Genomic DNA, 25,069 nt, shown 5'->3' with positions numbered 1-25,069 from the left:
CGGGACGCGACTGAGGTTCCGGTCGTGGCCGGGCGGGCGGACGGCTTCGGTCGTGCGGTCGACGGGCAGGACCGACTGGTCTGACCGCGTGCGGAGGTTGAGTTCGGCTGGGCGCGGGGCGGGACCGTCCGGACGTGCGCCGGAGATGTGCCGGGGGCGGTGTGCCGGACGTGCGCCGGAGATGTGCCCGGGTGTGCCGGACGCCGCGGCGGGCGGATGGCGAGGTCGATGGCGACGCAGTCGCGTCCACTTGCCCGCCTCCCTCCGGACATCGAGCCGCGGTTCGCGCGTGGGTGTGGGAGCTGGCTCAGATGGCGAGTCTCCGCCGGGCGCACGCGGTTGCCCCGGCGGACCTCTTGGTGCGGCCATTGTCGGCGCGGGCGGTGCTGGACACCGCTGGTGGTGTTCTTTCGCGGCGATTGCCGGGCTGGTCCTAGTTCCTCTGTTGGTTGCTGGCCGGTTGAGGCGTCGCGTGGGTGTGGGCCCGTAGCCGTGTGGCTGCGGGCCTGTCCCGTGTTCAGGCTGCGAATGGGAGTGGTTCGTGCAGGTTGTTGCGCCTTGGTTTTCGGCGTCGGTCGATGAACACTGGTGGGAGGAATTCGGGGAGGCCGTCGGGGGCGATGCGGACTTCCCAGCCGGATCGGTGCAGGAGCCGGTGGTGGTGGGCGCACATCAGCACCAGGTTGGTGAGGTTGGTGGGGCCGCCGTCTGCCCAGTGGCGGATGTGGTGACCTTGACAGTGCCGGGGTGGCCGATGACAGCCCGGGAACGCACAACCCCGGTCCCGGAGGAAGAGAGCGCGGCGCAGTCCGGCGGAGATCAACCGGCGGAGGCGGCCCAGGTTCAGCGGTTCGCTTTTGTCGCCCAGCACCGCGGGGATGATCATGGCGTCGCAGGCATGCACCCGCGCTTCGGCCGCGGTCATGGTGCCGGTGTCGCCGAGGGTGACCTTGCCAACACCGGACTTCAGGTCTTCCAATGACACGGCGACCATGACGTGGGCTCGTTCTCCGGCCTGCATCGGCAGATCCGGAGAGTTGAGGGCGAGGTCAACGGCATCGGAGAAGGCGTCCCCGTAGCGCTGTGGGGTCGTGCGGAAGTCGGGGCCGTCGTCCCCGGTGCGACGCTCGGCGAGGGCGTCCAACAATGCGTGGGCGCGTGCGCCGGTCTCATCATCGAACCGGCCACTCAGCTCCCACACCCCGGTTCTTTTGCGGCGCAGGAACAGCTCCCGGGTGGGAACCACGGGTTCGGTGTCGTCGGGCTCCTGACCATCGGGAACCAGGTGAGCGAGGATACGGGCACCGAGCGCGGCGACCTGCTTGTGCCCGGCCTCCTCAGCGAAAGCCAGCAGGTTGGCCTCGGCACTCACACAATGCTCGGGCGGAACCTGAGCCAGCACCGAGGTGATCACATCGATCATCGGGTTGCTCAACCGCCCCGCCCGAGCCGCAACACCAGTGGCGGGAGCCAAGGCAGGAATCGGGGAGCCGTCGAGGTTGCGGCCCGGATTCACTAAGCGGGCGCGTTTGATCAGCCGTTCCGTAGCCGGCTTCGGCATATCGGCGAGGTGCTCCATAAGCCGGGCTGCGGAGCGGTAGCCGAACAGCTCCATCACACCCCGCTGCTCGATTTCCACCAGCACCGCACCAAGTTCGGCCTCAGCAGACCGCATCGACGCGACCAGTTCGCCGATGCGGTCGGCAAGAGCCACCGCCTCGGAGGAGAGAGCCACGTCGTTGGTCATATCTCCAAGCTACCGGCGATCGAACACAGGGTCATCACTCGATACGGTGGGAACAAAAGGTAAAGCCACTGTCCACACCCGAGAACACCGGAAACCACGGCAGGGCAATCGAAGCGTGGGGAATCGGCGCTGGCGACCAACGACGTGACGCAACCCCGTGGAGCGCCGATTTCCCACGCCACGGCGAAGCCGTGCCTGAAACCCGACCAAGATCTAGGCCACCAACTGACCTAGATCAAAGCCAAGCTGAACCCCATGGATCCCTTCCACATCAACATCCCCCAGCAAGACCTCGACGAACTCAACACCCGCCTAGCCAAGACCCGCTGGCCAGGCGAACTACCCGACGCAGACTGGGACTACGGCGTCAACGAGACCTACCTGAAGGATCTCGTCGACTACTGGCAGAACGGCTTCGACTGGCGAGCCCAGGAAGCCCGCCTCAACGAACACCCCCAGTACACAACGACAATCGACAACCAGAAAGTCCACTTCGTCCACGCGAGGTCCCCCGAACCGGACGCGACACCACTCATCATCACCCACGGCTGGCCGAGCACCACAGCCGACTTCCGCGACATCATCGGCCCCCTCACCGACCCGAAAGCCCACGGCGGCGATCCGAAGGACGCGTTCCACGTCGTCGCGCCGTCGGTGCCCGGGTTCGCCTTTTCCGGCCCGACCAACGAACGAGGCTGGAACACCCGCCGGGTCGCCAAGGCCTGGGCCGAGCTGATGCAAAGGCTCGGCTACGCCCGTTACGGCGCCCACGGTGGCGACTTCGGCAGCATCGTCTCCCCCGAACTGGGGAGAACCGCCCCGGATGCGGTGCTGGGCGTGCACGTCAACGCCATGGCCAACGCCGGGGTGGCGACCGCTCCCGGCGACCTCGAACGACTGTCCGAAGAGGACCGTAAACAAGCGGAAGCCAACGAAGCCTGGTGGTACTCCCACTCCGGCTACGCCACGCAGATGGCCACCCGCCCGCAGACCCTCGCCTACGCCCTCAACGACTCCCCCGCCGGGCAGCTCGCGTGGAACCTCGAGTGGTTCGTCGACTGGAACCCCGCCACCACGAACCAGACGCCCGTCGGCCGGGACGCCATCCTCACCAACGCGACGATCTTCTGGCTCACCGGCACCGCCGGCTCGGCCGCGCGGCTCTACCTGGAAGCCGGTCAGGACGGCTGGGGTGAGCGGCCCGCTCCCTCCGGTGTCCCGACCGCCGTCGCGAACTTCCGGGGCGACCTCGCGATCCGCGGTCTGGCCGAACTGTCCAACACCGTGACGCGCTGGTCGGAGTACGACGCCGGGGGCCACTTCGCGTCCCTGCAGGCGCCGGACGTGCTGGTCAAGGACATCCGCGAGTTCTTCCGCGACATCTAGACCCGGCGGCGGCGCTTGTCCACGGCGCCGTCGAGCAACGGCCGCAGTTCCGCCACCACCGTGTCGAGTGGCGCGACGTCCTGGTGTGCCCGCGCCAGGACGATCGCGCCCTCCAGGGCGCTGAGCATCAGCACGGCCAGGGATCCGCTGCGGGCCGGGGGGACGCCCAGCTGCTCGAGCGTGGCCGCGACCGGACGCTGCCAGCCCTCGAACGCCTTGCCGGCCGCTTCGCGCAGGCTGTCGCTGGTGGCCGCCGCGTCGGCGACCGTCGCCACCAGGGGGCAGCCCGCGTCGAAGCCCGCTGCCGTGAACTCGTCGGTCCACTGGGCGGCCATCGCCGCGAACAGCTTCCCGGGCGTCGGGTCCTCGAGCTTCGCGGCGACGCGCGCCACGCGCCGGGCCGCGTAGTCGCCCGCCCAGGTGACCGCTTCGGCGATCAGCTGGTCCTTACCGCCCGGGAAGTAGTGCTGCAGGGACCCCCGCGGGGCTTCGGCGTGGGCGACCACGTCCCGCATGCCGGTCGCCCCGACACCGTGGATCCGCACCAGCTGCGCGGCGCTGAGCACCATCCGCTCGCGCGGTGTCCTGGTCATCGGCTGCCTCCTTCATGACGTCCGTCATGGTAGCCCAATCCGGTACGACCAGCGCGAAGTCGCGTTCGCCGCGCTCGTACGACGGCACCGGCCGGAAGCCCTGGCCGAGCAGCAACGCTTCGGCGCCGGTGTTGCCGGCCTGGACGGTGGCCCGCACGGTCCAGCCCGCCCAGCGCCCGGACGCCCACAGCCACCGGCTCAAGGCGCTGCCGATCCCCTGCCGCTGCCACGCGTCGGCGACGAGGATCCCGATCTCCGCCTCCCCTGGTGTCTCCGAGACGAGGTTGAGCAGCCCCACCGGAATGCCGCCACGACAGGCGAGCAGCGCGACGCCGTCCGGCGGCCCGGCGAGCAGGAAGCGCTGGTAGCGCCGGAAAACCTCGGCCGGCCGGGCGGGGCCGCCCATCAGGAACCGGCTCCGGAGGCTGTCCGGTGAGCAAGCCGCGACCAGAGCGGCGACGCCACCGTGGTCCACGCCTTCTATGACAGTGGTCATAAGAACATGAGACCACGGGAGCGCGAAAAACACCATGACGAGTGTCATAGAAGGCCGCGGCGATTCGCGCCAAGCGGACGCGGGTACGTTGCCGTGGCCGCGCTCCCCCACCGCGAAAGGCAGCTCCGATGCAGCTCTACGCCGAACGGCCGGTCCGCCGTACCGCCCAGCTCGTCAGCGACCTGCTGGCCGTGCTGCTCGTCGTCCTCGCGGTCCGGGTCGGGACCTCGGTGTACGACCAGGTCATGAAGCTGCGGGCACCCGGCGACGGGCTGGTCGACGCGGGCACCGGCCTGCGCGGCACCTTCGACTCCGCGGCGAACTCCGCCGACGGGATCCCGCTCGTCGGAGACGCCCTGGCCAAGGCCCTGCACGGCGGTTCGGACGTCGGGACGAAGCTCACGGACGCGGGCCGCTGGCAGATCGAGGCCGTCGAGAACCTGGCGTGGTGGCTGGCGGCGATCATCATCGCGCTGCCGATCCTCACCCTCGCGCTCACCTGGCTGCCGCTGCGCTGGAACTACACCCGCCGCGCCACGGCGGCCGCCCACCTGCGGGCCCTGGGCGACGAAGGGCGGGACCTCCTGGCCCTGCGGGCCCTGGCGACCCAGCCGTTGCGGCGGTTGGCTTCGGTCGGCGAACCGGCGACCGGCTGGCGGGAGCGCGACCGGGAGGTCATCGGGAAGCTGGCCGGCCATGAACTGGCCCGGCACGGCCTCGCCCCGTGAGCCGGAGGTCTTCCCGCCGGGGCTCACGGCATCGTGCCACCGGCCCGGTAGCCGCCCGCATCCCCGGCGAGCGGCTACCGGGGATCGCCGGCGTCACTTCGCCGGCGGGTTCACCGCCGTGGCGACCTCCTCGATCGTCTTGGCGTCGACCAGGCCGGTGTCCTCCAGGACCGTCATGTGGTCGAGGACGGTCGCGTTCGCCTGCGTCGCGTGCCGCCGGATGACGTCGTTCTGCGTACCCGCGCGGACTTCGGCGATGGTCGCGAAGATCTTGCCGTGCGACGACCGCAGCACGTTCGCGAACAGCTTGTCGAACTCCGCACCCTTGGCGTTGGTCAGCTGGCGGACCCACTCCTGCTGTTCGGCGGTCGCCTTGTCCGGCAGCGGCACGCCGAGCATTCTCGCGTCCTCGCGGACGAGCTGGTCGAGGTGCGAGTGCCCGTCCAGCAGGTGCAGCCCGGCGCGCTTCACCTGCTCGCTGCTGGCGTTGGTCTGCGCGAGGTCACCGGCGGGGATCTCCCAGAGGCCGGCTTGGCGGACCTTGACCAGGAACGTCTTGTCGAGCTCGGTGACCGGTCCGGCGCCGGCGATGTTGCTGTCGGCCCCGGCCTGCGCGGCCGAGCCCATCTGCATGCCGGCCATGTTGTGCGCCGGGACCCCCGCCTGCGTCGAGCCGGGCGCGGTCTGGGCGTTGGCCTGCAACACCATCACCGAGCCCACGCCGACCACGGCGAGCGTGGCCACGATGACCAGCGCGGTCCGGGCCTTGGCGCGGCCCGTCATACCACGGTGATCCGGCATGGTTCCTCCTTTGAGACGACAGTTCGGTACGGGGTACACGGACGTCGTCGCGGGGAGGTTCAGCGAAATCCGAAGGAATTTTCTTCCGTGCCAACGGATTTGGCGCGCGAGCATGCCAAGGGCATGCGGAAAGAGAAGGGTGGGCCGATCCGGCCGGACATCCGGCGAGCGCCGGGGATGTCCATCTTGACCGATGCTCTTGCGATTGGCAAGTATTGCGGCATGCAACCCCTCGAAGACGCGGCCCCCGGCGCCGACCCGGACGTGGCCGCCCTCGACGGCCTCACCGTGGTCCTGGTCGGGATCGCGTGGGAATGCGCGCACGCGGCCCCACCCGAGGTGTCGTTCCCGCAGACGCGGCTGCTGCTGATCCTCGACCGCCTCGGCCGGGTCCCGAGCTCGCAGCTGGCGGCGGCGATGGGCGTCAACGCGTCGTCCGTGACGCGGCTGGCCGACCGCCTGGAAGCGCTCGGTTACGTGGCCCGCGGCCGCAGCCCGGGCAACCGCAGCGTCGTCACGCTGGAGGTCACCGAGTCCGGCCACGAGATCGTGACGCGGATGCTCGAACGGCGGCACGCGGCGCTGGGGGCGTTGCTGGACAAGCTGCCGCCGTCGCAGCGGAAGGCCGCGGGCAAGGCGGCCCGGCAGCTGCTGCACGCGGCAGCCACCATCCCGGCGCTCGGCCCGGCAGCACTGTGAGTGCCACGCCGGCAGGGCGCCGTGGCTGCCGCGGCCGGTCGAACCGGCCCGCATCGCCCCGGCGAGCCGGGCGAGCGGACCGTGGGCCGGGCACCGGCTGAGCCTGCCCGCGTGTCCTATGTGGACGGCGAAGGCCGCGGGTGGCCGACCGCGGCCTTCGCCGTCTCCTGAATCAGGACCGCGCGGGTCCCGTCCAGCCGTCGGGCACGTGGCCGATGCGGACCCGCTGCGGGTGGTCGCCCACCGGGACCGACACGAGCTTCTGCCCGGTCGCGAAGTCGATCGCGGTGACCTGGTCGGCGCCGGCCTCGGAGATGACGCAGGCACTGCCGTCGCCGCTGACCGTGGCCCAGTACGGCTTCAGCGCCGGCACCAGCGTGCCCTGCTGCAGCGTCGCGCGGTCGACGACCGTGGCGTAGTCGTCCATCGTCCCGGCGACGCACAGCTTGGTGCCCGCCGGGTTCATCGACATGCCGTGGTGGCGGGAGTCGTTGACGTAGGTCTTGCGGTCGTCGCTGGTGGCCGGGTTCTTCGGCAGCTCCTTGACCCGCGTGATCTTGTCGGTCGCGACGTCGTACTCGGCGAAACCGTTGAAGAACGACACCTGGAAGTACAGCTTCGACCCGTCCGGGGTGAACGCGACCGGCCGCACGGCGTCCGAGAGGTCGCCGCGGCCGAAGGCGTCGAGCCGCTGGCGCATGTCGATCACCTTGACCTGGCGGAAGGTCGCCGCGTCGACCACGGTGATCCGCCGGTCCCCCTTGGTGAAGTCCCAGCCCGGGTCGTCGAGGTCGGTGTTCACCTCGCCGATCGACATGTTCCACAGGTACCGGCCGCCATCGGTGAAGACGTTCTCGTGCGGCTTGTCGCCGGTCGAGAAGGAGCCGACCTGCTGGCCGGTGACGATGTCCAGCACGTGCACGGTGTTGGACGTCGAGGCGGAGACGGCGACGCGGCGGCCGTCCGGCGAGACGGCCATGTGGTCGGAGCGGAAGCCCGACACCGGGAAGCGCCAGTTGATCCGGCCGGTCGCCAGGTTGATCGAGACGACGTCGGCGAAGCTCGGCCGCGACGCCACGACCGAACCGCCGTCCGGCGTGGTGTACATGTCGTCGACGAACTGGTCGTGCCCCTCGCCCGGCCCGTTGCGGATGCCGAGGAAGAACGCCAGCTTGATCGGATTGAGGTAGATCTCCCGCAGCCGCTCGTCCTTGTCGGGGATGATGTTCACCCGGCCGATCTTGGCGAACGAGCCGCGGGACTGGATGACGTCCGCCGTGCCTTCCCAGTTGTTGCCGACGAACATCACCTCCCGCAGGACCGCGCCGGTGGCCGGCACCGCGGCGCCGGTCGCCAGCAGGGCGACGGAGGCGGTGAGGCAGGCCAGGCGCGAGAGGTACGACCGTTTCCGACGGGGATTGCGCACAGGGGGACACCCTTTCGGCATTGAAGAGGTGCGGTGGATTTCGCGGAGAAACGAGGTTACTGTCCGGTATTGTCACGATAACCGGCCACCGGAGCCGCTCCGGTAGGGCCGCTCGCCCAACATCGCGGCCACGCTGTTGTGGCCCTGCCACAACGGGAGGTGCCGTGCCGGCCTCACCGCTCCTCCGGCAGGTGCTGGACGCGATGGCCGCCGATGACACCGTCGTGGACGAGCTGGTGAAGGCCGCGCGGAGCCAGTCGCCCGAGGTCGCGCGGCTGCCGGAAGCGGAGAACCGGCGGCACGTCCAGTTCCTGCTGTCCGCCGCGCTGCGCGCCACGACGAACCCCGACAGCGCCGACTACACGACCGCCGAGGCGCTGGGCGCCGACCGGGCCGCGCAGGGTGTGCCGCTCACCGATCTGCTGCGCGGCGTCCAGGCCGGGCGCACGCTCGCGGCCCGCTTCGCCGTCGAACGCGCGCGGGCGGCGGGCCTGGCCGACGACGTCATCCTCGAGACCGTGCTCGACGCCGAGCGCTACACCGGCGCGCTGGAACGGCACATCGTCAAGGGCTACCACGCGGCCGAGCTGCAGCTGTCGCGGACGGTGCGTGACGCGCGGACCCAGCTGCTGCGCACGCTGCTGCTGGCCGGGCACCCGCCCACACCGGAAGAGCTCCGGCAGGCGGGACTGCGTCCCGACGTCCGGTACTCCTGCGTGGTGTCCGACGTCAGCGACCCGGCGCGGGCCCGCACGCTCGAACAGGCGCTGCTGGAGTTCGGCGGGGTGTACGGGCTGGTCGAAGGCAGGCTCACCGGCTTGGCCGCGCGCCCGCCGGCCGGGGTCTCCCTGGCGGACGGCGTCGTGCTGGTCGTCGCACCCCCGGCCGCGCTGCCCGAACTGACGGAAGTGCACCGGCTCTGCACGGCGGCCGCGCGGATCGCCGGGCCCGGGCACCACGACCTCACGGCGCTGGCGGGCGAAGTCGCCTTGGGGGCCCAGCCGCTGCTGGCGGACCTGCTCACCACCGGCCTGCTCGGCGCGCTCGACCGGGCCAACGCGTTCCACCGCGAACTGGCGGCGACGGCGCTGGCCTACCTCGACCACGGCCAACGCCTGCGCCCCACGGCGGAGGCCTTGCACCTGCACCCGAACACGGTCCGCTACCGCCTCGACCGCCTGGCCGAGCTGACCCCGGTGGCCCTGGCGGAGAACAGCGGCGGCGGCGTGCTGGAGGCCGTCCGGTCGTGGTGGGCCCTGCACCACTGGCTCGGCGGCCGCTAGGGTCACCCGCATGGCTGAACTCCGCCGCATGCCGGCCACCACGTCGACCGGAGAATGCGTTTTCTGCGCCATCGGCTCGGGCCAGGCCCCGGCGGCGTTCGTCCACGAAGACGACGACTTCGTGGCGGTCGTCGACCTGCGCCCGGTGACCACGGGTCACCTGCTGGTGCTGCCCCGCGCCCATTACGCGGACCTCGCTTCGCTGCCGGCCCCGGCGGGCGCGCGGATGTTCACGATCGCCCAGGAACTGGCGGCGGCGTTGCGGCGCACGCACCTGCGGTGCGAGGCGATCAACCTGTTCCTGGCGGACGGCAAGGCCGCCGGCCAGGAGATCCCGCACGTCCACTTGCACGTGATCCCCCGGTTCGCGGGCGACGGCTTCGTGATGAACGCGGACTGGCGGGTGCGGACGCGCGAGGAGCTGACGGAGGTCGCGGCGAAGGTCCGGGCGGCGCGTTGAATCTTGTTCAGCTTGTCCGGGTGGTGCCCGGATTACAGTGACCGGGTGGAGCTCGCCTCGTCGTTCGGAGCGGCGGCCGCGGCCTACGCCGAGCACCGCCCGGACTACGCGGCCGCCGCCGTGCGCTGGGCGCTCGACCGCGCACCCGGCCCGCGGGTGCTCGACCTCGGCGCCGGGACCGGCAAGCTCACCGCCACGCTGGTGGCCCTCGGGCTCGAGGTGACCGCGGTCGAGCCCGACCCGGCCATGCTGGCCGAGCTGCGCCGCGCTTTGCCGGACGTCCGTGCCCGGCCGGGCAGTGCCGAGGCGATCCCGCTGCCGGCCGCGTCCGTCGACGCGGTGCTGGCCGGCAACGCCCTGCACTGGTTCGACATGGCCGTCGCGGGTCCCGAAATCGCCCGGGTCCTGGGGCCGGGCGGCATCCTGGCCGGGCTGTGGAACGTCGTGGACGACCGGGTCGGCTGGGTGGCCGAACTGGCACGGGTCGCCGGAAGCGCGGTGATCGGCCCGCGTGACACACCCAGCGGCTGGCGCGCCGAAACAGCCCAGGTGCTGCGCCCCGGGGCCGCGCCGGAGCGGGCCGAGTTCCCGCACGGGCAGCGCCGCACGGCCGATTCCCTGGTGGCGGCCCTGGCCACCCGGGCGGGCGTGCTGGTCATGCCGCCACGGGAACGAGCGGACACGCTCGGCCGGATCAGGGCCTTTCTCGCCGCCGCACCGGAGACCGCCGACGGCGAGTTCACCCTTCCGATGTTGACCTGCGTGCTGCGCGGCCCGCGTAATCCGGAAGCACCAACGCATTCGCCGCCTCGCGGATCGGACGGGACATCCGCTCCAGGACGCGGTTGCGCCCCGGCAGGTACGGCATCAGGCGGATCATCCGGGTGTTGAACCACGCGAACGCCCGTGACTGCGGGATGATCCCGCGCAACGCCGTCTTCGCCAGCGCCTGGTTCTTCTCGGCGTACGGCCGCATCACCGCTTCGTACCGGGGCAATGCCTTCGCGAAGTCCGAAGCCAGCTCGCCCGCGAGGACGTACGCGCCCGCCAAGGCGAGGCTCGTGCCCTGGCCCGACGCCGGGGACGGGCAGTAGCCGGCGTCGCCCAGCAACGTCACCCGGCCGGTCGACCAGCGGTCCATGACGATCTGGCACACCGGGTCGAAGTAGAAGTCGCCGGCCGCGCGCATGGCCTCCAGCAGTGCCGGGATCTCCCAGCCCAGGCCCGCGAAGCGGTCCGCCACCAGGTCCTTCTGGCCATCGACGTCCCGGCGGTCGTACGTCAGCTCGGGGGCGGTGAACCAGAACGCCGCCTTCGCGTCGGCCGCCCGCGCCGTGCTGTAGACGTTGACCATCTTGCCGGGCGCCGCCGAGTGCAGCAGTTCCCAGCGGTCCAGTTCGAAGCCGTTCGGCACCGTCGAGATCGAGATGTAGGCGTCGAACCGGCGCAGGTGGTCCTCCTCCGGGCCGAACGCCAGCGCGCGGACGCCGGAGTGCAGGCCGTCCGCGCCGGCCACCAGGTCGAACCGGCGGGGCGCGCCGTGGGCGAACGTCACCTCGACGCCGTCGGCCTGCTGGTCGAGCCCGGTGATCCAGTCGCCGAACACGTACTCCGTGTTCGCGCGGGTGGCGTCGTAGAGGACCCGGGCCAGGTCGCCGCGCAGGATCTCGGTGTCGTCGCCGTGGCGGAAGCCGAACGTGTCCGCGTCGAGGGTGGCGACCTGCTTGCCGCGCTTGTTCACGAAGGCCGCGCCCCGCATGCCGGTGCTCGCCGCGTGCACCTTCTCGAGCAGGCCCATCCGGCGGACGACGTCGACCGCGACGCCGCGGATGTCGACCTTGTAGCCGCCTTCGCGCAGGCTCGGCGCCCGCTCGACGACGGTGGTGCGGAAGCCGTGGTGGTGCAGCCACCAGGCGAGGGCGGGGCCGGCGACGCTCGCGCCGGAGATCAGGATGTGCTTCGTCATGCCCCGGACGATCGACGCCGCCGCTGACCGGTCACGAACCGAGCGCGAACCGCCGCTGACCGGCCTCCCCGACGGCCTGCTCCGGGGGCAGTTCGCGGCCGCGGCCGAACGCCTCGGTGTACGCCGGAGCGCCGAGGCGGGCCCGGACGCGACCGGCGACGCCGTCGACGTCGGCGTCCCCGGCGACGGGCGCGCCGCGCAGCCCGACCGCGACGCCGAGCAGGAACGCCGCCCGCTCGTCCTGGCCGCGCGCGGCCAGGACGCCGGCCAGCCCTTCGATCGCCTGGGCCGCGCCGGGCAGGTTCGCGTGTTCCAGCGCCGTGGCGAGAGCTTCCTGGTGCAGCTCGGTCGCCTCGTCCAGGCGCCCCTCGGCGGCCGCTGTCCAGCCGAAACCGGTGTGGACGCGGATGCGTGTCTCGCCGCCGGTCACCGGGTCGGCGGCCAGGGCGAGCGCCGCGGAGTACCAGCGCCGGGCCGCGACGAGGTCGCCCGCGCGCCGCGCGATCTCGCCCAGGCCGCCGTGGGCGCGGGCGAGCGTCAGCGGCGTACCCGCGGCGCGCGCGTGCTCGGCGGCGGCTTCGTAGTCGGCCTTCGCGGCTTCGGCGTCGCCGTGGCGCAGGACGCCGTCGGCGCGCCGGCAGAGCAGGTCGGCGGCGTCTTCGGCGGCGCCGAGCTCGCCGGCCAGCCGCACGGACTCGTCCATCAGCTCGCGGAACCGCGCGTGGTCGCCGCGCCAGTCCGCGAACTCCGCGAGCTTCTCCAGCGCGCTCGCCTCGCCCCAGCGGTCGCCCAGCGTCCGGAAACCGTCCAGTGACGCCGAAAAGTGCGCTTCGGCTTCGGCGATCCGGCCGCGGTACTGGGCGCCGAGGCCGTCGCCGATCCGCGCGAACGCCCGGGACCACGCGTCCGGGCCGATCAGCGCGGCCAGCCGTTCGCCGTCTTCCGCTTTGGCGCGCGGGGAAAACGCCCACAGCAGGAAGAGGTACGGGTACCGCAGCGGCCCGTCGAGGTGCCGCAGGATCGGCTCGATCGCGATGTCGGTGTGCGACGCCTGGATCACGCACAGGACGTATTCCTCGGCCAGTCCCGGCGGCGGTTCGGGACCGACGGCGGCGAGCACGGTGTCCGCGATCGGCGTCGCCTCGCTGCGCAGGCCGCGCAGCCACCAGTACCAGGACAGGGCGGTGACGAGCCGCACCGCGGTTCGCGGGTCTTCGGTGGCGCTCCAGCGCAGGGCCGCGTGCAGGTCGGCGTGTTCGGCGGTCAGCTCGGCCAGCGCCGCCAGCTGGTCCGCGCCACGCAGCTTCGGCTCGCGGGCGCACGCGAAGTCCAGGAAGTACCCGGCGTGGGCCGCGTGCCGGTCGTCGCCCTGCTCGGCGCAGAACGCGCGGATGGTCTCCAGCATCCGGTAGCGGCCGCCGTCGAACTCGACGAAGGACTTCTCGACGAGACCGGCCAGCACGGCGTCGGAGCCGGCGCAGACGTGTTCGACGGCGGCCGGCCGCGCGCCGCCGGCGAACACCGAGAACCGGCTCGCCAGCAGCCGTTCGTCCGCGTCCAAGAGGTCCCAGCTCCACTCGACGACGCCACGCAGGGTCCGGTGCCGCGGCTCGGCGGTCCGGTCGCCGCGGGACAGCAGCGCGAACCGGTCGCCGAGCCGGGCGGCGACGTCGTCGGCGGACAGCGACCGCAGCCGGGCGGCGGCGAGCTCGATGGCCAGCGGGAGGCCGTCGAGGGCGGCGCAGATGCGGGTGACCGCGCCCGGATCGGGTGCCGCGCCGGGAGCGACTGCCGCGGCGCGGTCGGTGAACAGGCGCGCCGCGGCGTCCGCGGGCAGGGCGCCGACCGGCACCAGCGTCTCGCCGGTCAGGCCCAGTGCTTCGCGGCTGGTGGCCAGCACGCGCAGGCCCGGGCACTCGCCGAGGAGGCGGCGCACCAGCCGCGCGGCCTCGGCGACGACGTGCTCGCAGTTGTCCAGGACCAGCAGCAGCGACCGGCCGGCGAGCCCGGCGGCCAGGCGGTCGGCCGGGTCCGCGGCCGTGCCCGGCGTCAGCACGCCCTGTTCGCGCAGGCCCAGCGCGGCGAGGACGGCGCGCGGGACGTCGGTGGTCGTCGCGAGTTCGACGAAACACACGGCTTTTCGGGGGTCCGGGTGGGGAAGCCCCCGGACTGCGGCTTCGAGGGCGAGCCGGGTCTTGCCCGCGCCGCCCGGTCCGGTGAGCGTGACGAGCCGGGCGTCGCGCAGGGCCGCGGTGAGCCTGCCGAGTTCGGCGCGGTCGACGAACCCGGTGAGCGGCACGGGTACCCGGCGGGCCGGGGCGGCTCGGAGCACCGCGAGGTGCGCGTCGGCGAGTTCGGCCGACGGGTCGGCGCCGAGTTCGCCGGCGAGGCGTTCCCGAGTCTCGGCGAACACGGCGAGGGCTTCGGCGGACCGCCCGCTGCCGTGCAGGGCCCGCATGAGCTGGGCGGTGAGCCGTTCGCGCAGCGGGTGTTCGCGGGTGAGCTCCCGCAGCTCGGCGACGAGCCGTTCGTGGTGGCCGAGCGCGAGCCCGGCTTCGACGCGGTCCTCGGTCGCCCTCAGGCGCAGTTCCGCCAGCCGGGCCGCGCGCGGCGGGTCGGCGAGCCCGTCGAGCGCGGGACCGCGCCAGAGGGCGAGTGCTTCGGTGCACAGCTTGAACTTCACCACCGGATCGGCGGTCTCCCGCGCTTGCGCGGTGAGGCGTTCGAAGCGGTGGAGGTCGACGTCGGCGGGGTCGACGGCCAGCCGGTACCCGGCGGGGGTGAATTCGACGAGGCCGTCGGGCGCGCCGCCGTCCCGCAGCCGCCGCCGGAGCCGGGAGACCTGGGACTGGAGGGCTTCGGCCGCGCCTTCGGGCGGGTGTTCGCCGTGCAGGCCGTCGATGAGCCGTCCGGCGCTGACGACGCGCCCGGCGTCGAGGGCGAGGAGCGCCAGCAGCCCCCGCAGCTGCGGCCCGCCGAGGGCGACCGGGGTCCCATCGCGACGGCGGGCTTCGACCGGCCCGAGGATGGCGAACTGCACAGGGACGATTCTGGCCCACCACGGCGCTCAGTTTCCGGTGATTCGCACAGACCGCTCCCCCGCGCCGAGGAACTCCAGCAGCCGCCCGGCTTCCGCCTCGATCTCCGCTCGCTCCCCCGCCGTGAGCCGGTCGTGCGCGGTGACCTCCAGGCGGTCGGGGTGCAGCCGCCAGTCCGCCCGATAGAACCCGTCCACCAGCAGCGTTCCCCGCGAAGCGCCGTTGCCCGGCGGCAGCGGCACCCGCCGGCCCGGCGGGAGGATCCGCGCCCGGTCGGCGTGCGAAAGCAGCACGTTGTCGTACTCCGGCAGGAACCGCGCCGGCGCCGGGGTGTCCGGGTTCGGCAACACGCCGTCCTCCACGTCGTACAGCACCTCGCCGGACTCCGCGCGGAACGTGCGCAGGTCCATCTGCTCCACGACCTCGCGGAGCTTCGTCAGCCCCGACCACGCCTGGACGTCGGCGACCGAAGCCGGGCCGAACGCCCTCAGGTACCGCCGCACGACGTCCGCCAGGGACGGACCGTCGGCCAGCGGACCACCGAGCCAGCCTTCCAACGTCGTCAGCGTCGCCGGGCCCGTCGAGCCCCAGACACCGCGGGGCGTCACCTGCGCGGTCGGCACCAGGTAGCCGACCGCGTAGGACAACGCTTCGGCGTCGTGCTCCGGCCATCGCGCGGCCAGCGCGTCCTGCAGCTGCCGGCGGGTGCGGGGCCGCTCGTTCAGCAGCACCCGGCCGAAACGCGCGACCGCGTCGAGGTCGGCGTCGCCCACGCGACGGCCGAAGTGGCCGGTGTAGCCGCCGGCCACCACGCGCTGGACCAGCGGCCGCAGCACCCGCGCGTCCTCGGCGAGGACCAGGTGGACAGTTCCCCGCATCAGCGGCCCGCGCACGGCGTCGCGGCCGGTGAGCAGGGTCGCCAGCTCGTCCGGCCGGAACCGGGCGAGCCGCGTCCACAACCCCACGTACGGCGCGAGCGGCGCCTGCGCCTGCATCCCGACCAGGTGCCCGAGCATCGCCGTGGCCGTCGACGACGTCCGTTCGAGGAGGTGCTGCCGTGCGAGCAGCGCCCGGTTCTGCGCGCGGACGTTCACGGCCGCAGTCCGCGGAAGAACGCGCGGATGTCGGCCACGAGCAGGTCGGGCTCCTCCATGGCGGCGAAGTGCCCGCCTTCGGCGAAGTCGGACCAGTGCGCGATCTTCTCCTCGGGGTCCATGATCCGCCGGACGATCGGCGAAGAGTTGAACACCGCCCAGCCCGCCGGGACGTCCGACGGGGCCAGCCAGCCGTGCGCCGCGTGGGCGGACTCGTACAGGAACCGGGCCGCGCTCGCGCCGCTGCGGGTGAACCAGTAGAGGCTGACGTTGGTCAGCAGCCGGTCGCGGTCGACGCCGTCCGCGCCGGTCCACGCCTCGAACTTCTCCGCGATCCAGGCCAGCTGCCCGACCGGGGAGTCGGTGAGCGCGGCCGCGATCGTCTCCGGCTTGTGCGACTGGAGGTCCAGGTACCCGCGGTCGGCCTGCCATTCCCGGCGGGCGGCGTCCAGTTCGGACTGTTCGGCTTCGGACAGGCCGTCCGGCAGCGGCAGCTGCTCACCGGCCAGGGCGATCGTGCCGCGGTCGCTGTTGACGTGGGTGCCGATGACGCGGTCCGGGTACAGCGCCGCGAGCCGGCCGGTGACACCGGCCCCCAGGTCGCCGCCCTGCGCGGCGAACCGGTCGTAGCCGAGCCGGGTCATCAGCTCGGCGAACGCGCCGGTCGTGCGGGCCAGCTCCCAGCCGGGGCCGCTCAACGGCGTCGAGAACCCGAAGCCGGGCACCGACGGGACGACGACGTGGAACGCGTCCGGGCCCGGCTCGGTCAGCGGGCCGATGACGTCGAGGAACTCCGCGACCGAGCTCGGGTAGCCGTGGGTGAGCAGCAGCGGCATCGCGTCGGCCTGGGCCGAGCGGACGTGCAGGAAGTGGATGGTCTGGCCGTCGATCTCGGTCGTGAACTGCGGAAACGCGTTGAAGGCAGCTTCCTGGGCGCGCCAGTCGAAGCCGTCGCGCCAGTACTCGGCGAGCGCCCGGACGTCGGAGGTCGGGATGCCGCGGGACCAGTCGGCCTCGTCGCCGGGGACCGGGTCGGCGAACCGGGCCGCGGCCAGGCGCCGGTGCAGATCGTCCAGCTCGGCCTGCGGGATCTCGATGCGGAAGGGGCGGATTTCGTTCGTCATGAGAAGCACGTTAGGAGCCATTGCGGAAGACTTCCTTCCGCGATTCGTGCGATCCTCGGAAAATGTTGCAGACCTCCGCCCGCCTCCTCCGGCTGCTGTCGCTGCTCGAAACGCGGCGCGACTGGACCGGTGCCGACCTGGCCGACCGGCTCGGCGTCACCGCGCGCACCGTCCGCACCGACATCGGCAAGCTGCGCGAGCTCGGCTACCCGGTCGAGGCCGCCCCCGGTGTCCAGGGCGGCTACCGCCTCGGCGCGGGCGCGCAGCTCCCGCCGCTGCTGCTGGACGACGACGAGGCGGTCGCGGTGGCGGTCGGGCTGCGGACCGCGGCGGGTGTCGCCGGCATCGGCGAGACGTCGGTGCGCGCGCTGGCCAAGCTGGAGCAGGTGCTGCCGTCGCGGCTGCGGCACCGGGTCCGGGCGCTGCAGACGGCGACGGTGACGGTGCCCGGCGCCGGCCCGGCCGTCGACGCCGACGTGCTCACCGCGATCGCGGCGGCCATCCGCGCGAGCGAGCGCCTGCGCTTCGACTACACGAGCCACCAGCGCACGCCGAGCCGCCGCGACGTCGAGCCGCACCGGCTGGTGCACTGGGGACGCCGCTGGTACCTGGTCGCCTGGGACACCGCCCGCGCCGGCTGGCGCACCTTCCGCGTCGACCGGATGACACCGAAGGTGCCGACCGGCCCGCGCTTCACCCCGCGCGAGCCCCCGGAGGGGGACGTCGCCCAGTTCGTGCAGCGCAGCGCGGGCGCGGCGACCTGGCGGTTCCACGCCCGGGTGCGGCTGCACGCGCCGGTGGCGGACGTCCGCGCCCGGCTGCCGATCGCGGTCGACGTCACGGCCGACGGGCCGGAGAGCTGCGTGGCCGAGGTCGGGTCCGACAACGCGCAGCTGCTCGGACTGTACCTGGGGCTGCTCGACGTGGACTTCGAGGTGCTCGACGCGCCGGACCTCGCCGCGGCGCTGGCGAAGACGGGCGAGCGGTTCCTGCGGGCCGCTAACGCAGGGAGTCCGCCAGTTCCTGGATGATCGCGAACTGCTCCCGCATGCCGACCTCCATGCCGGACTGCAGGATCGTGTCGCGCAGTTCCTTGCTGCCGGTCTCGGTCAGCAGCTCCAGGCGCGTGCGGTCGCCGTCGAGGGCGATGAAGGTGACGGTGTTGAGCGGACCGTCGACGTCGTCCGGGTCCACACCCGGCAGTTCGAACACCTCGGTGTAGACGATCCGCTCGTCCGGCACGATCTCGCGGTACTCGCCGTGGAAGCCGACCTCGGCGCCGTCTTCGGTCTTCAGCACGTACCGCCAGCGGCCACCCGGTCTCAGGTCGAGCTTGACCTCGGTGGTGGTCCCGCGGTGGCCGCTCCACCAGCGGCTCACCAGTTCCGGCGTGGTCCACACGCGGTAGACCAGGTGCTTCGGCGCGTCGAACTCGCGCGTGATGAGGATCCGGTCGTCGGCGGGGGTGGTGATCTCCACGTCACTGCTCCTGTTCCTTGAGTTCCTCGAGGACGTCGTCCATCAGGTCGAACCGCGCCGCCCACGTCCGTTCGTAGCGCTTGACCCAGTCGTGGATGGGCTTGAGCGCGGCGCCGTTGAGCCGATAGAGCCGCTGGCGGCCGTCGCCGCGCACGTCGACCGCGCCGACTTCGCGCAGAACCCGCAGGTGTTTCGACACCTGGGGCTGGGCCAGACCGAGCAGGTCCACGAGTTCGCCGACCGACCGCTCGCCGGCCATGAGGACGTCGAGGATCTGCCGCCGCCGGGGTTCGGCGACCGCGTTGAAGGTGTCCGTCGTAGTCGCTGCTCGTGCCACCCGGCCTATCATATTCCCATATGGGTATGCGTCAAGCCCATCCGGAGCTGTGCGGGATGCACCCAATGTGGCGTTCGGTGCGTCCAACGCACCCAACGCCACATTGGGGCGCAAGAGCCGGGCCGTCGGCAGGAACCGAGGAACCTCGGGCGCGGACGGCCCGCCCGCATCCTGGGCACGCTGGGCCCGCGCCGCCGGATCTGTCACGATCGGACGATGAGCAGCCGGGCGGAGAGTCCACAGAGGACGGACGCGCGCGGTGCCCGGCGCAGTGCCAGCGCAAGTGCCGTGCTGCGGGCCGTGCTCGACGACGGCCCGATTGCGCGCAGCACCATCGCGCGGCGGACGGGACTTTCCGCCGCCGCGGTCACCGGGCACACCACCGAGCTCCTGCAGCGAGGACTGCTGCTCGAACTCCCGGAAGCCGAGTCACGCGGGGGCGTCGGGCGGCCGCACGTGCCGGTCGACCTCGACACCGGGCGGCATGTCGCCGGCGCCCTGCATCTGGCCGTGCACCACGCCACCGTCGCGCTGCTCGACCTGCGCGGGAACGTCCTGGTCCAGCACGAAGAACCACACGACGGCCTGGCCGCCGAAGACCTGCTCGCCCGCGCCGCCGAGATCTTCGACGACCTCCTGCTCGGGCACGCCCCGGACCGTGAGCCGCTCGGACTCGGTGTCGCCACCGGTGGCTGGGTCGACCGCGAGTCCGGCACCGTGGTCGAGCACCCGCTGCTCGGCTGGCGGAACGTGCCGGTCCGCGACTTGCTGGCCGGCAGCACCGGGCTGGCCGTGGAGGTCGACGGGCACGCGCGGGCGCTGGTGCACGCCGAACGGCTCTTCGGGCACCCGCGGGCCCGCGACAGCGTGGTGCAACTGTTCGCCGGCAACGTCGTCGACGCCGCTTTCGCCACCGGCGGCACAGTGCACCACGGGCCGCGCTCGGCCGCGGGCGCCGTGGCGCACCTGCGCGTCGACGACAGCGGCGAGCCGTGCCGGTGCGGGCGGACCGGCTGCCTCGAGGCGGCCGTTTCCGAGGCAACGCTCGCGCGCAAAGGCGTGGAAAACGGATTGCTCACGCTTCCGGACTTTCCGGAATTGCTCACGCTCGCCGTCGACGGCGATTCCGCGGCATTGCGGATGTTCCACGAGCGCGCCCGGTTGCTCGGCCAGGCGGCGGCATTGCTGCTCGACGTGCTCAATCCCGCCGTGCTCGTGGTGGTCGATCGGAGTGTAGCCCACGTGCCAAGCTGCCTTCCCATCATCCGGGACGAGGTCGGCGACCGGTCCCGCTGCCCCACTCCGGCGGAAACCGTTGTGGGCACGAGCTTCCCGGGCACCGAGCTGGCCACCGCCGGCGGCGCGGTGCTCCTCGACGTCCTCTACGGAGACCCGCTCGGTCCGATCCTGACACGGTGGCCCCACGCCTCGTGAATCGGCGGAGTTATTTCACCAACTCGCAAAATTGACCGTCCGTCCGGGTGCTGCGAATAATTGCGGCAACCCCACCGACTCCCGGAACGGACGAAACCACCGTGAAGAAAACCCTGCCCCTGTTCGCCGCCGCCGTGATGCTGCTGGCCGGCTGCGCTTCGGCGACGGCCACCGGTGCGCCCGGGCAACCGGAGAAGCTGGAGCTGCGCTACCAAGGCAGCGCGAACGCCGTCACCCTGCCCGAACTCGCCGAAGACCTGGGCTACTTCGGCCCCGTGAAGCTCAAGTGGGTCGGCAACACGATCAGCGGCCCGCAGGACATCCAGTCCGCGGCCACCGACCAGACCGACTTCGGCGGCGCCTTCACCGGCGCGGTCGTCAAGCTCGTCGAAGCCGGCGCCCCGGTCAAGGCGGTCGTCAACTACTACGGCTCCGACGCCTTGGCCTTCATCGGCTTCTACACCAAAACCGACAGCCCGATCCGGACCGCCCGCGACCTGATCGGCAAGAAGGTCGGCGTCAACACCGCGGGCGCGAACCTCGAGGCCGCGCTCGACACCTGGCTCAAGGGGCAGGGCCTCTCCGACGACGAGATCAAGCAGGTGCAGCTCGTCGTCATCCCGCCGGTGAACGCCGAGCAGGCGCTGCGCAACGGCCAGCTCGACGTCGCCGCGCTGCAAGGCATCCTGCAGGACCACGCCGTCGCGGCCGGCGGCATCCGCCCGCTGTTCACCGACGTCGGCGCGTTCGGGCCCTACAACGGCGGCCCGTACGTGCTGCGCACCGACTTCATCAAGAAGTACCCGGAGACCGCGAAGATCTTCGTCTCCGCCGTGGCTCGGGCGATCGAGTGGGAACGCACGACTCCCCGCGACGAGGTGATCGCCCGCTTCACGAAGATCATCAAGGCCCGCGGCCGCAACGAAAGCACCGACACGCTGAAGTACTGGAAGAGCGTCGGCATCACCCGCGGCGGCCTCATCTCCGACGCCGACTACACCCGCTGGGAGCCGTGGCTCAAGCAGGAGGGCTACCTCAAGCACGACAAGATCGACGCCGCGAAGCTCTACACCAACGAGTTCAACCCCTACCGCGACGGCGCGCCGGCGGTGACCAAGTGATCAGCATCCGCTCGGTGACCAAGACCTTTGGCGAGCTCACCGCGCTCGACGACGTCTCCCTCGACATCGCCGACGGCACCTTCCTGTCGCTGGTCGGCCCCAGCGGCTCGGGCAAGTCGACGTTGCTCGACCTGCTGGCCGGGCTCGCCACCCCGACGTCCGGTGAGGTGCTCATCGACGGCGAGCCGGTGCGGGGCCCGGGACTCGACCGCGGGGTCGTCTTCCAGCAGTACGCGCTGTTCCCGTGGCGCACCGCCCGCGCCAACGTCGAGTTCGGCCTCGAAGGCGGGCCGCTCGGCAAGCGGCAGCGGGCGGAACGGGCGCGCGAATACCTCGCCCTGGTCGGGCTGTCCGGCTTCGAGGACCGCTACCCGCACGAACTGTCGGGCGGGATGAAGCAGCGGGTAGCGATCGCCCGCAGCCTCGCCTCCGACCCGGCCGTGCTGCTGATGGACGAGCCGTTCGCCGCGCTCGACGCCCAGACCCGCGAGCAGCTGCAGGAAGAACTCCTGCGGATCTGGCGCCGCACCGGCAAGACGATCGTCTTCATCACCCACGGCATCGACGAAGCCGTCTACCTGGGCCAGCAGGTCGCGGTGCTGACGTCACGGCCCGGCCGGCTCAAGGCCGTGGTGGACGTCGACCTCGGCGACCGCACCGGCGACGTCCGGTCCGGGCCGGAGTTCGGGCGGCAGCGCCACCGGCTCTGGGAACTGCTGCACGACGAGGTCCGCAAGGCGGCCGAACACGAACGGAGCGCGGCCCGATGACCACCACCCTCGAAGCCCCGGCTGTCCACACCAGACCCGAGGATCCACCGCCGAAACCGCGCCGGTTCACGAAGAAGCTCACCCGTGCGGTGCACGCCTCGGCCGCGGTCGTGCTGTTCGTGCTGCTCTGGGAGCTGGGCCCCCGGTTCGTCCTCGACGAGAGCACGCGGACGTTCCTGCCCCCGCTGTCCGAAGACCTGCAGGCCCTGTGGGAGCTCGTCCTCGACGGCGAGCTCGCCGACCACCTGCTGGCCAGCGTCGGCCGGTCCGCCGCGGGGTTCGCGGTGGCCGTCGCGGTCGCCGTGCCGCTCGGCCTCCTGATCGGCTGGTACCGGCCCGTGGCGCGGTTCCTGCAGCCCCTGCTGGAACTGGCCCGCAACACCGCCGCGCTGGCCCTGCTGCCGGTGTTCACCCTGCTGCTGGGCATCGGCGAGCTGTCGAAGGTCAGCCTCGTGGTGTACGCCTGCGTGTGGCCGGTGCTGCTCAACACGATCGCCGGGGTCAACACCGTCGACCCGCTGCTGGTCAAGGCGGCCCGCTCGCTGGGCCTGTCGAGCCCGCGGCTGTTCCGGAAGGTGATCCTGCCCTCGGCGGTGCCGACGGTGTTCACCGGCATCCGGATGGCGGCGTCCTACTCGATCCTGGTGCTGGTGGCCGCGGAGATGGTCGGCGCCAAGGCCGGGCTCGGCTATCTGATCAACACGAGCCAGGTGAACTTCCAGATCCAGCAGATGTACGCCGGGATCATCGCGGTCTCGGTGCTCGGCGTCGTCGTCAACGCCGGCTTCGTCGGCCTCGAACGGCGGTTTTCCACTTGGCGCACCAAGGAGAAGGCATGATGCACCTCAACGCGTTCGTGATGCCGAACGGCCACCACGAAGCCGCGTGGCGGCACCCCTCGACCGACCCGCACCGGGCCCGGACGCTGCAGCACTACGTCGACATCGCGCGGACCGCCGAGCGCGGGAAGCTCGACTCGATCTTCCTCGCCGACGGCGTCGCGTTGTGGGGCAACGTCAAGCACAACTCGCACAGCCACTTCGAACCGCTGACGCTGCTGTCCGCACTCGCCGCGTCAACGGTCCACATCGGACTGATCGCGACGGCGTCGACGACCTACAACGAGCCCTACCACCTGGCCCGCAAGTTCGCCTCGCTCGACCACCTCTCCGGCGGCCGCGCGGGCTGGAACATCGTCACCTCGGCGGGCATCGACGAGGCCCGCAACTTCAACCTGGCCAAGCGCCCGGCGCACGCCGCGCGGTACGACCGGGCGGGGGAGTTCATCGAGGTCGTCAAGAAGCTGTGGGACAGCTGGGACGACGACGCCGCGCTCGTCGACCGGGCGAGCGGCGTCTACGCCGACACCGACCGGATCCGCGCGATCGCCCACGACGGGCCGCACTTCCAGGTCCGCGGCCCGCTCAACATCGAACGCCCACCGCAGGGCTACCCACTGCTCGTGCAGGCCGGGTCGTCGGAGACCGGCAAGGAATATGCCGCTCGACACGCCGAAGCCGTGTTCACCGCGCAGCAGACGTTCGCCGAGGGCAAGGCGTTCTACGACGACGTCAAGGGCCGGCTCGCGAAGTACGGCCGCACGCCGGACGAGATCAAGATCCTCCCCGGGATCTCGCCGATCCTCGGCCGCACCGAAGCGGAAGCCCGCGAGCGCGAAGCCGAGCTGAACGCGCTGATCACCCCGGACTACGGCCTGCAGCAGCTGTCCAAGATGCTCGACCACGACGTCACCGGCTACCCGCTGGACGGCCCGCTGCCGGAGGTCGGCAGCTTCACCGAAGGCGGCCAGAGCCGGTTCGACCTGGTCGTCGGCCTGGCCCGGCGTGAAGACCTCACCATCCGGCAGCTCCTGGAACGGCTCGCGGGCGGGCGGGGGCACCGCGTCTTCGCCGGCACCCCGGTCCAGGTCGCCGACGAGCTGGAGGCGTGGTTCCGCGGCGGCGCCGCCGACGGCTTCAACGTCATGCCGCCCACCCTGCCCGGCGGGCTCGACGACTTCGTCGACCTCGTCGTCCCGGAACTGCAGCGGCGCGGGCTGTTCCGCACCGAGTACTCCGGCACCACCCTGCGCGAGCACTACGGCCTCGCGCGGCCCGTCAACCGCAACCGAGTGAAGGAGCCCGCATGACCACCATCGGCACCGACATCCGCAAGCTGACCGGGAGGATCGGCGCCGAGATCGTCGGCTTCGACCCGGCCGGCGACCTCGACGAGTCCCAGGTGGCGTTCCTGACCGACGCCCTGCACGAGCACAAGGCGCTGGTGTTCCGGAACGTCCGCCTCGACGACGAGGGCCAGCAGCGGTTCGCCGCGCACTTCGGCGAGCTGACCAAGGCCCACCCGACGGTTCCGGCCGTCGAGGGCGCGCCGACGATCCTGCCCGTCGACAGCGAGCGGGGCCGCGCCAACCACTGGCACACCGACGTCACCTTCGTCCTCAACCCGCCCAAGGCCAGCACGCTGCGGAGCCTGGTGGTGCCGCCCTACGGCGGGGAGACGCTGATCGCGAACGCCGCCGCGGCCTACCGGGACCTGCCGGAACCGTTGCGCGCCTTCGCCGACACGCTGCGGGCGGTGCACACCAACGACTACGACTACGTCCAGCCGCCGGAGACGGTGGACGAGCAGGAGCGGGAACGCCGGGCGCAGTTCGTCTCGCGGAAGTACCGGACCGTGCACCCGGTGGTGCGGGTGCACCCGGTGACCGGCGAGCGCGGCCTGTTCATCGGTGGGTTCGCGCAGCGGATCGAAGGGCTGTCGGTGAACGAGTCGCGGGACCTCCTGCGGCTGCTGCAGTCCTACGTGACGCGGCCGGAGAACATCGTGCGGGTGGCGTGGGAGCCGGACCAGCTGGTGCTGTTCGACAACCGGATCACCCAGCACTACGCGATCGACAACTACGACGGCCTGCCGCGGCGGCTCAACCGCGTCACGGTCGCCGGGGACGTCCCCGTCGGCATCGACGGGCGGCCGAGTGAGTCACTCGAAGGTGACGCGTCGCACTACACCTCCGTCGCGTAGTTAGTGCCCGTCCGCGCCCGGGTAACCGGGTGCGGACGGGAAGGA

General features: G+C 72.0%; 23 protein-coding genes and 1 pseudogene. 13 read left to right on the top strand and 11 right to left on the bottom strand.

Annotated features, from left to right (window positions below; all coding sequences use genetic code 11):
* Positions 1–517 precede the first annotated feature (517 nt).
* Positions 518–1,747: an HNH endonuclease signature motif containing protein gene (locus I4Q55_RS09370; RefSeq protein ID WP_206785697.1), complete on the bottom strand. Its 1,230-nt coding sequence runs from the start codon at positions 1,745–1,747 to the stop codon at positions 518–520.
* Between the two features lie 255 nt (positions 1,748–2,002).
* Between I4Q55_RS09370 and I4Q55_RS09365 the strand changes: the two genes are divergently transcribed.
* A complete protein-coding gene (locus I4Q55_RS09365) occupies positions 2,003–3,133 on the top strand; it encodes an epoxide hydrolase family protein (protein ID WP_206785695.1) in 1,131 nt (376 codons plus the stop codon).
* Here I4Q55_RS09365 and I4Q55_RS09360 read toward each other — a convergent pair.
* Positions 3,130–3,639 (bottom strand): TetR family transcriptional regulator C-terminal domain-containing protein, encoded by a 510-nt coding sequence (locus I4Q55_RS09360; RefSeq protein ID WP_374194460.1) that lies wholly within the window; start codon positions 3,637–3,639, stop codon positions 3,130–3,132. The genes I4Q55_RS09365 and I4Q55_RS09360 overlap by 4 nt on opposite strands.
* Complete coding sequence (locus I4Q55_RS50945) at positions 3,581–4,132, bottom strand: N-acetyltransferase family protein (protein WP_374194459.1); 552 nt, start codon at positions 4,130–4,132, stop codon at positions 3,581–3,583. Before I4Q55_RS50945 ends, I4Q55_RS09360 begins: the two co-directional genes overlap by 59 nt.
* Before the next feature lie 218 nt (positions 4,133–4,350).
* Between I4Q55_RS50945 and I4Q55_RS09350 the strand changes: the two genes are divergently transcribed.
* A complete protein-coding gene (locus I4Q55_RS09350) occupies positions 4,351–4,950 on the top strand; it encodes a hypothetical protein (RefSeq protein ID WP_206785689.1) in 600 nt (199 codons plus the stop codon).
* Between the two features lie 93 nt (positions 4,951–5,043).
* On the opposite strand, the gene I4Q55_RS09345 is transcribed toward I4Q55_RS09350, so the two are convergent.
* Positions 5,044–5,751, bottom strand: a complete 708-nt coding sequence (locus tag I4Q55_RS09345) for a DUF4142 domain-containing protein (RefSeq protein ID WP_206785687.1) — start codon at positions 5,749–5,751, stop codon at positions 5,044–5,046.
* A gap of 222 nt (positions 5,752–5,973) precedes the next feature.
* Between I4Q55_RS09345 and I4Q55_RS09340 the strand changes: the two genes are divergently transcribed.
* Positions 5,974–6,450 (top strand): MarR family winged helix-turn-helix transcriptional regulator, encoded by a 477-nt coding sequence (locus I4Q55_RS09340; protein WP_206785685.1) that lies wholly within the window; start codon positions 5,974–5,976, stop codon positions 6,448–6,450.
* Positions 6,451–6,622: 172 nt separating this feature from the next.
* Here I4Q55_RS09340 and I4Q55_RS09335 read toward each other — a convergent pair whose 3' ends face one another.
* Complete coding sequence (locus tag I4Q55_RS09335) at positions 6,623–7,876, bottom strand: YncE family protein (RefSeq protein ID WP_206785683.1); 1,254 nt, start codon at positions 7,874–7,876, stop codon at positions 6,623–6,625.
* A 164-nt stretch (positions 7,877–8,040) separates the two neighbouring features.
* On the opposite strand from I4Q55_RS09335, the gene I4Q55_RS09330 reads away from it, so the two are divergent.
* The 3 genes and pseudogenes from I4Q55_RS09330 to I4Q55_RS49050 form a co-directional block, all read left to right on the top strand.
* Complete coding sequence (locus I4Q55_RS09330) at positions 8,041–9,159, top strand: helix-turn-helix domain-containing protein (protein WP_206785674.1); 1,119 nt, start codon at positions 8,041–8,043, stop codon at positions 9,157–9,159.
* Between the two features lie 10 nt (positions 9,160–9,169).
* The gene (locus I4Q55_RS09325) at positions 9,170–9,619 is read left to right on the top strand and encodes an HIT family protein (RefSeq protein ID WP_206785672.1); all 450 of its coding nucleotides are present in this window, start codon (positions 9,170–9,172) and stop codon (positions 9,617–9,619) included.
* Positions 9,620–9,664: 45 nt separating this feature from the next.
* A pseudogene (locus tag I4Q55_RS49050) lies at positions 9,665–10,390 on the top strand (class I SAM-dependent methyltransferase); the annotation flags it as partial.
* Here the strand turns inward: I4Q55_RS49050 and I4Q55_RS09320 are convergent.
* Genes I4Q55_RS09320 through I4Q55_RS09305 form a run of 4 tightly spaced genes read right to left on the bottom strand, consistent with a single transcriptional unit; the run spans position 10,359 to position 16,841 of the window.
* Positions 10,359–11,585: an FAD-dependent monooxygenase gene (locus tag I4Q55_RS09320; protein WP_206785670.1), complete on the bottom strand. Its 1,227-nt coding sequence runs from the start codon at positions 11,583–11,585 to the stop codon at positions 10,359–10,361. The pseudogene I4Q55_RS49050 and the gene I4Q55_RS09320 sit on opposite strands and share 32 nt — an antisense overlap.
* 31 nt (positions 11,586–11,616) lie before the next feature.
* Positions 11,617–14,625 carry a BTAD domain-containing putative transcriptional regulator gene (locus I4Q55_RS09315; protein WP_206785667.1) on the bottom strand — a complete coding sequence of 1,003 codons (3,009 nt, stop codon included), beginning with the start codon at positions 14,623–14,625 and terminating at the stop codon, positions 11,617–11,619.
* Positions 14,626–14,652: 27 nt separating this feature from the next.
* The gene (locus I4Q55_RS09310; RefSeq protein ID WP_206785657.1) at positions 14,653–15,717 is read right to left on the bottom strand and encodes a winged helix DNA-binding domain-containing protein; all 1,065 of its coding nucleotides are present in this window, start codon (positions 15,715–15,717) and stop codon (positions 14,653–14,655) included.
* Entirely contained in the window at positions 15,714–16,841 is a 1,128-nt protein-coding gene (locus tag I4Q55_RS09305) for an epoxide hydrolase family protein (RefSeq protein ID WP_206785655.1), read from the bottom strand. The genes I4Q55_RS09310 and I4Q55_RS09305 overlap by 4 nt, the downstream gene beginning before the upstream one ends.
* Positions 16,842–16,903: 62 nt before the next feature.
* Here I4Q55_RS09305 and I4Q55_RS09300 point away from each other — a divergent pair, with 62 nt between their 5' ends.
* A complete protein-coding gene (locus I4Q55_RS09300) occupies positions 16,904–17,872 on the top strand; it encodes a YafY family protein (RefSeq protein ID WP_206785653.1) in 969 nt (322 codons plus the stop codon).
* On the opposite strand, the gene I4Q55_RS09295 is transcribed toward I4Q55_RS09300, so the two are convergent.
* Entirely contained in the window at positions 17,841–18,320 is a 480-nt protein-coding gene (locus I4Q55_RS09295) for an SRPBCC family protein (protein WP_206785652.1), read from the bottom strand. The genes I4Q55_RS09300 and I4Q55_RS09295 overlap by 32 nt on opposite strands.
* Position 18,321: 1 nt before the next feature.
* Complete coding sequence (locus I4Q55_RS09290; protein WP_206785650.1) at positions 18,322–18,657, bottom strand: helix-turn-helix transcriptional regulator; 336 nt, start codon at positions 18,655–18,657, stop codon at positions 18,322–18,324.
* Positions 18,658–18,873: 216 nt separating this feature from the next.
* Here I4Q55_RS09290 and I4Q55_RS09285 point away from each other — a divergent pair, with 216 nt between their 5' ends.
* From I4Q55_RS09285 to I4Q55_RS09260, 6 genes are all read left to right on the top strand, one after another.
* A complete protein-coding gene (locus I4Q55_RS09285) occupies positions 18,874–20,091 on the top strand; it encodes an ROK family protein (RefSeq protein WP_206785648.1) in 1,218 nt (405 codons plus the stop codon).
* A gap of 101 nt (positions 20,092–20,192) precedes the next feature.
* Positions 20,193–21,212 carry an ABC transporter substrate-binding protein gene (locus tag I4Q55_RS09280; protein ID WP_206785646.1) on the top strand — a complete coding sequence of 340 codons (1,020 nt, stop codon included), beginning with the start codon at positions 20,193–20,195 and terminating at the stop codon, positions 21,210–21,212.
* Entirely contained in the window at positions 21,209–21,982 is a 774-nt protein-coding gene (locus tag I4Q55_RS09275) for an ABC transporter ATP-binding protein (RefSeq protein WP_206785634.1), read from the top strand. Before I4Q55_RS09280 ends, I4Q55_RS09275 begins: the two co-directional genes overlap by 4 nt.
* Positions 21,979–22,821, top strand: a complete 843-nt coding sequence (locus I4Q55_RS09270; protein WP_206785633.1) for an ABC transporter permease — start codon at positions 21,979–21,981, stop codon at positions 22,819–22,821. Before I4Q55_RS09275 ends, I4Q55_RS09270 begins: the two co-directional genes overlap by 4 nt.
* Positions 22,818–24,131: an LLM class flavin-dependent oxidoreductase gene (locus I4Q55_RS09265; protein WP_206785632.1), complete on the top strand. Its 1,314-nt coding sequence runs from the start codon at positions 22,818–22,820 to the stop codon at positions 24,129–24,131. Before I4Q55_RS09270 ends, I4Q55_RS09265 begins: the two co-directional genes overlap by 4 nt.
* Positions 24,128–25,024, top strand: coding sequence for a TauD/TfdA family dioxygenase (locus tag I4Q55_RS09260; protein WP_206785631.1), 897 nt, complete (start codon positions 24,128–24,130; stop codon positions 25,022–25,024). Before I4Q55_RS09265 ends, I4Q55_RS09260 begins: the two co-directional genes overlap by 4 nt.
* Positions 25,025–25,069: the final 45 nt, after the last annotated feature.

This window comes from Amycolatopsis sp. MtRt-6 (assembly GCF_017308975.1).
Classification (GTDB): domain Bacteria; phylum Actinomycetota; class Actinomycetes; order Mycobacteriales; family Pseudonocardiaceae; genus Amycolatopsis.
Note: the sequence above shows the minus strand (reverse complement) of the source record. Positions and strands in the feature narration are given on the sequence as shown.

What these genes read in the sequence shown, in the direction of transcription:
- I4Q55_RS09370 (WP_206785697.1), bottom strand. Translation starts at nt 1,747, where the DNA reads ATGACCAACGACGTGGCTCTCTCCTCCGAGGCGGTGGCTCTTGCCGAC.
- I4Q55_RS09365 (WP_206785695.1), top strand. Translation starts at nt 2,003, where the DNA reads ATGGATCCCTTCCACATCAACATCCCCCAGCAAGACCTCGACGAACTC.
- I4Q55_RS50945 (WP_374194459.1), bottom strand. Translation starts at nt 4,132, where the DNA reads ATGGGCGGCCCCGCCCGGCCGGCCGAGGTTTTCCGGCGCTACCAGCGC.
- I4Q55_RS09350 (WP_206785689.1), top strand. Translation starts at nt 4,351, where the DNA reads ATGCAGCTCTACGCCGAACGGCCGGTCCGCCGTACCGCCCAGCTCGTC.
- I4Q55_RS09345 (WP_206785687.1), bottom strand. Translation starts at nt 5,751, where the DNA reads ATGCCGGATCACCGTGGTATGACGGGCCGCGCCAAGGCCCGGACCGCG.
- I4Q55_RS09340 (WP_206785685.1), top strand. Translation starts at nt 5,974, where the DNA reads ATGCAACCCCTCGAAGACGCGGCCCCCGGCGCCGACCCGGACGTGGCC.
- I4Q55_RS09325 (WP_206785672.1), top strand. Translation starts at nt 9,170, where the DNA reads ATGGCTGAACTCCGCCGCATGCCGGCCACCACGTCGACCGGAGAATGC.
- I4Q55_RS09320 (WP_206785670.1), bottom strand. Translation starts at nt 11,585, where the DNA reads ATGACGAAGCACATCCTGATCTCCGGCGCGAGCGTCGCCGGCCCCGCC.
- I4Q55_RS09305 (WP_206785655.1), bottom strand. Translation starts at nt 16,841, where the DNA reads ATGACGAACGAAATCCGCCCCTTCCGCATCGAGATCCCGCAGGCCGAG.
- I4Q55_RS09300 (WP_206785653.1), top strand. Translation starts at nt 16,904, where the DNA reads ATGTTGCAGACCTCCGCCCGCCTCCTCCGGCTGCTGTCGCTGCTCGAA.
- I4Q55_RS09285 (WP_206785648.1), top strand. Translation starts at nt 18,874, where the DNA reads ATGAGCAGCCGGGCGGAGAGTCCACAGAGGACGGACGCGCGCGGTGCC.
- I4Q55_RS09270 (WP_206785633.1), top strand. Translation starts at nt 21,979, where the DNA reads ATGACCACCACCCTCGAAGCCCCGGCTGTCCACACCAGACCCGAGGAT.
- I4Q55_RS09265 (WP_206785632.1), top strand. Translation starts at nt 22,818, where the DNA reads ATGATGCACCTCAACGCGTTCGTGATGCCGAACGGCCACCACGAAGCC.
- I4Q55_RS09260 (WP_206785631.1), top strand. Translation starts at nt 24,128, where the DNA reads ATGACCACCATCGGCACCGACATCCGCAAGCTGACCGGGAGGATCGGC.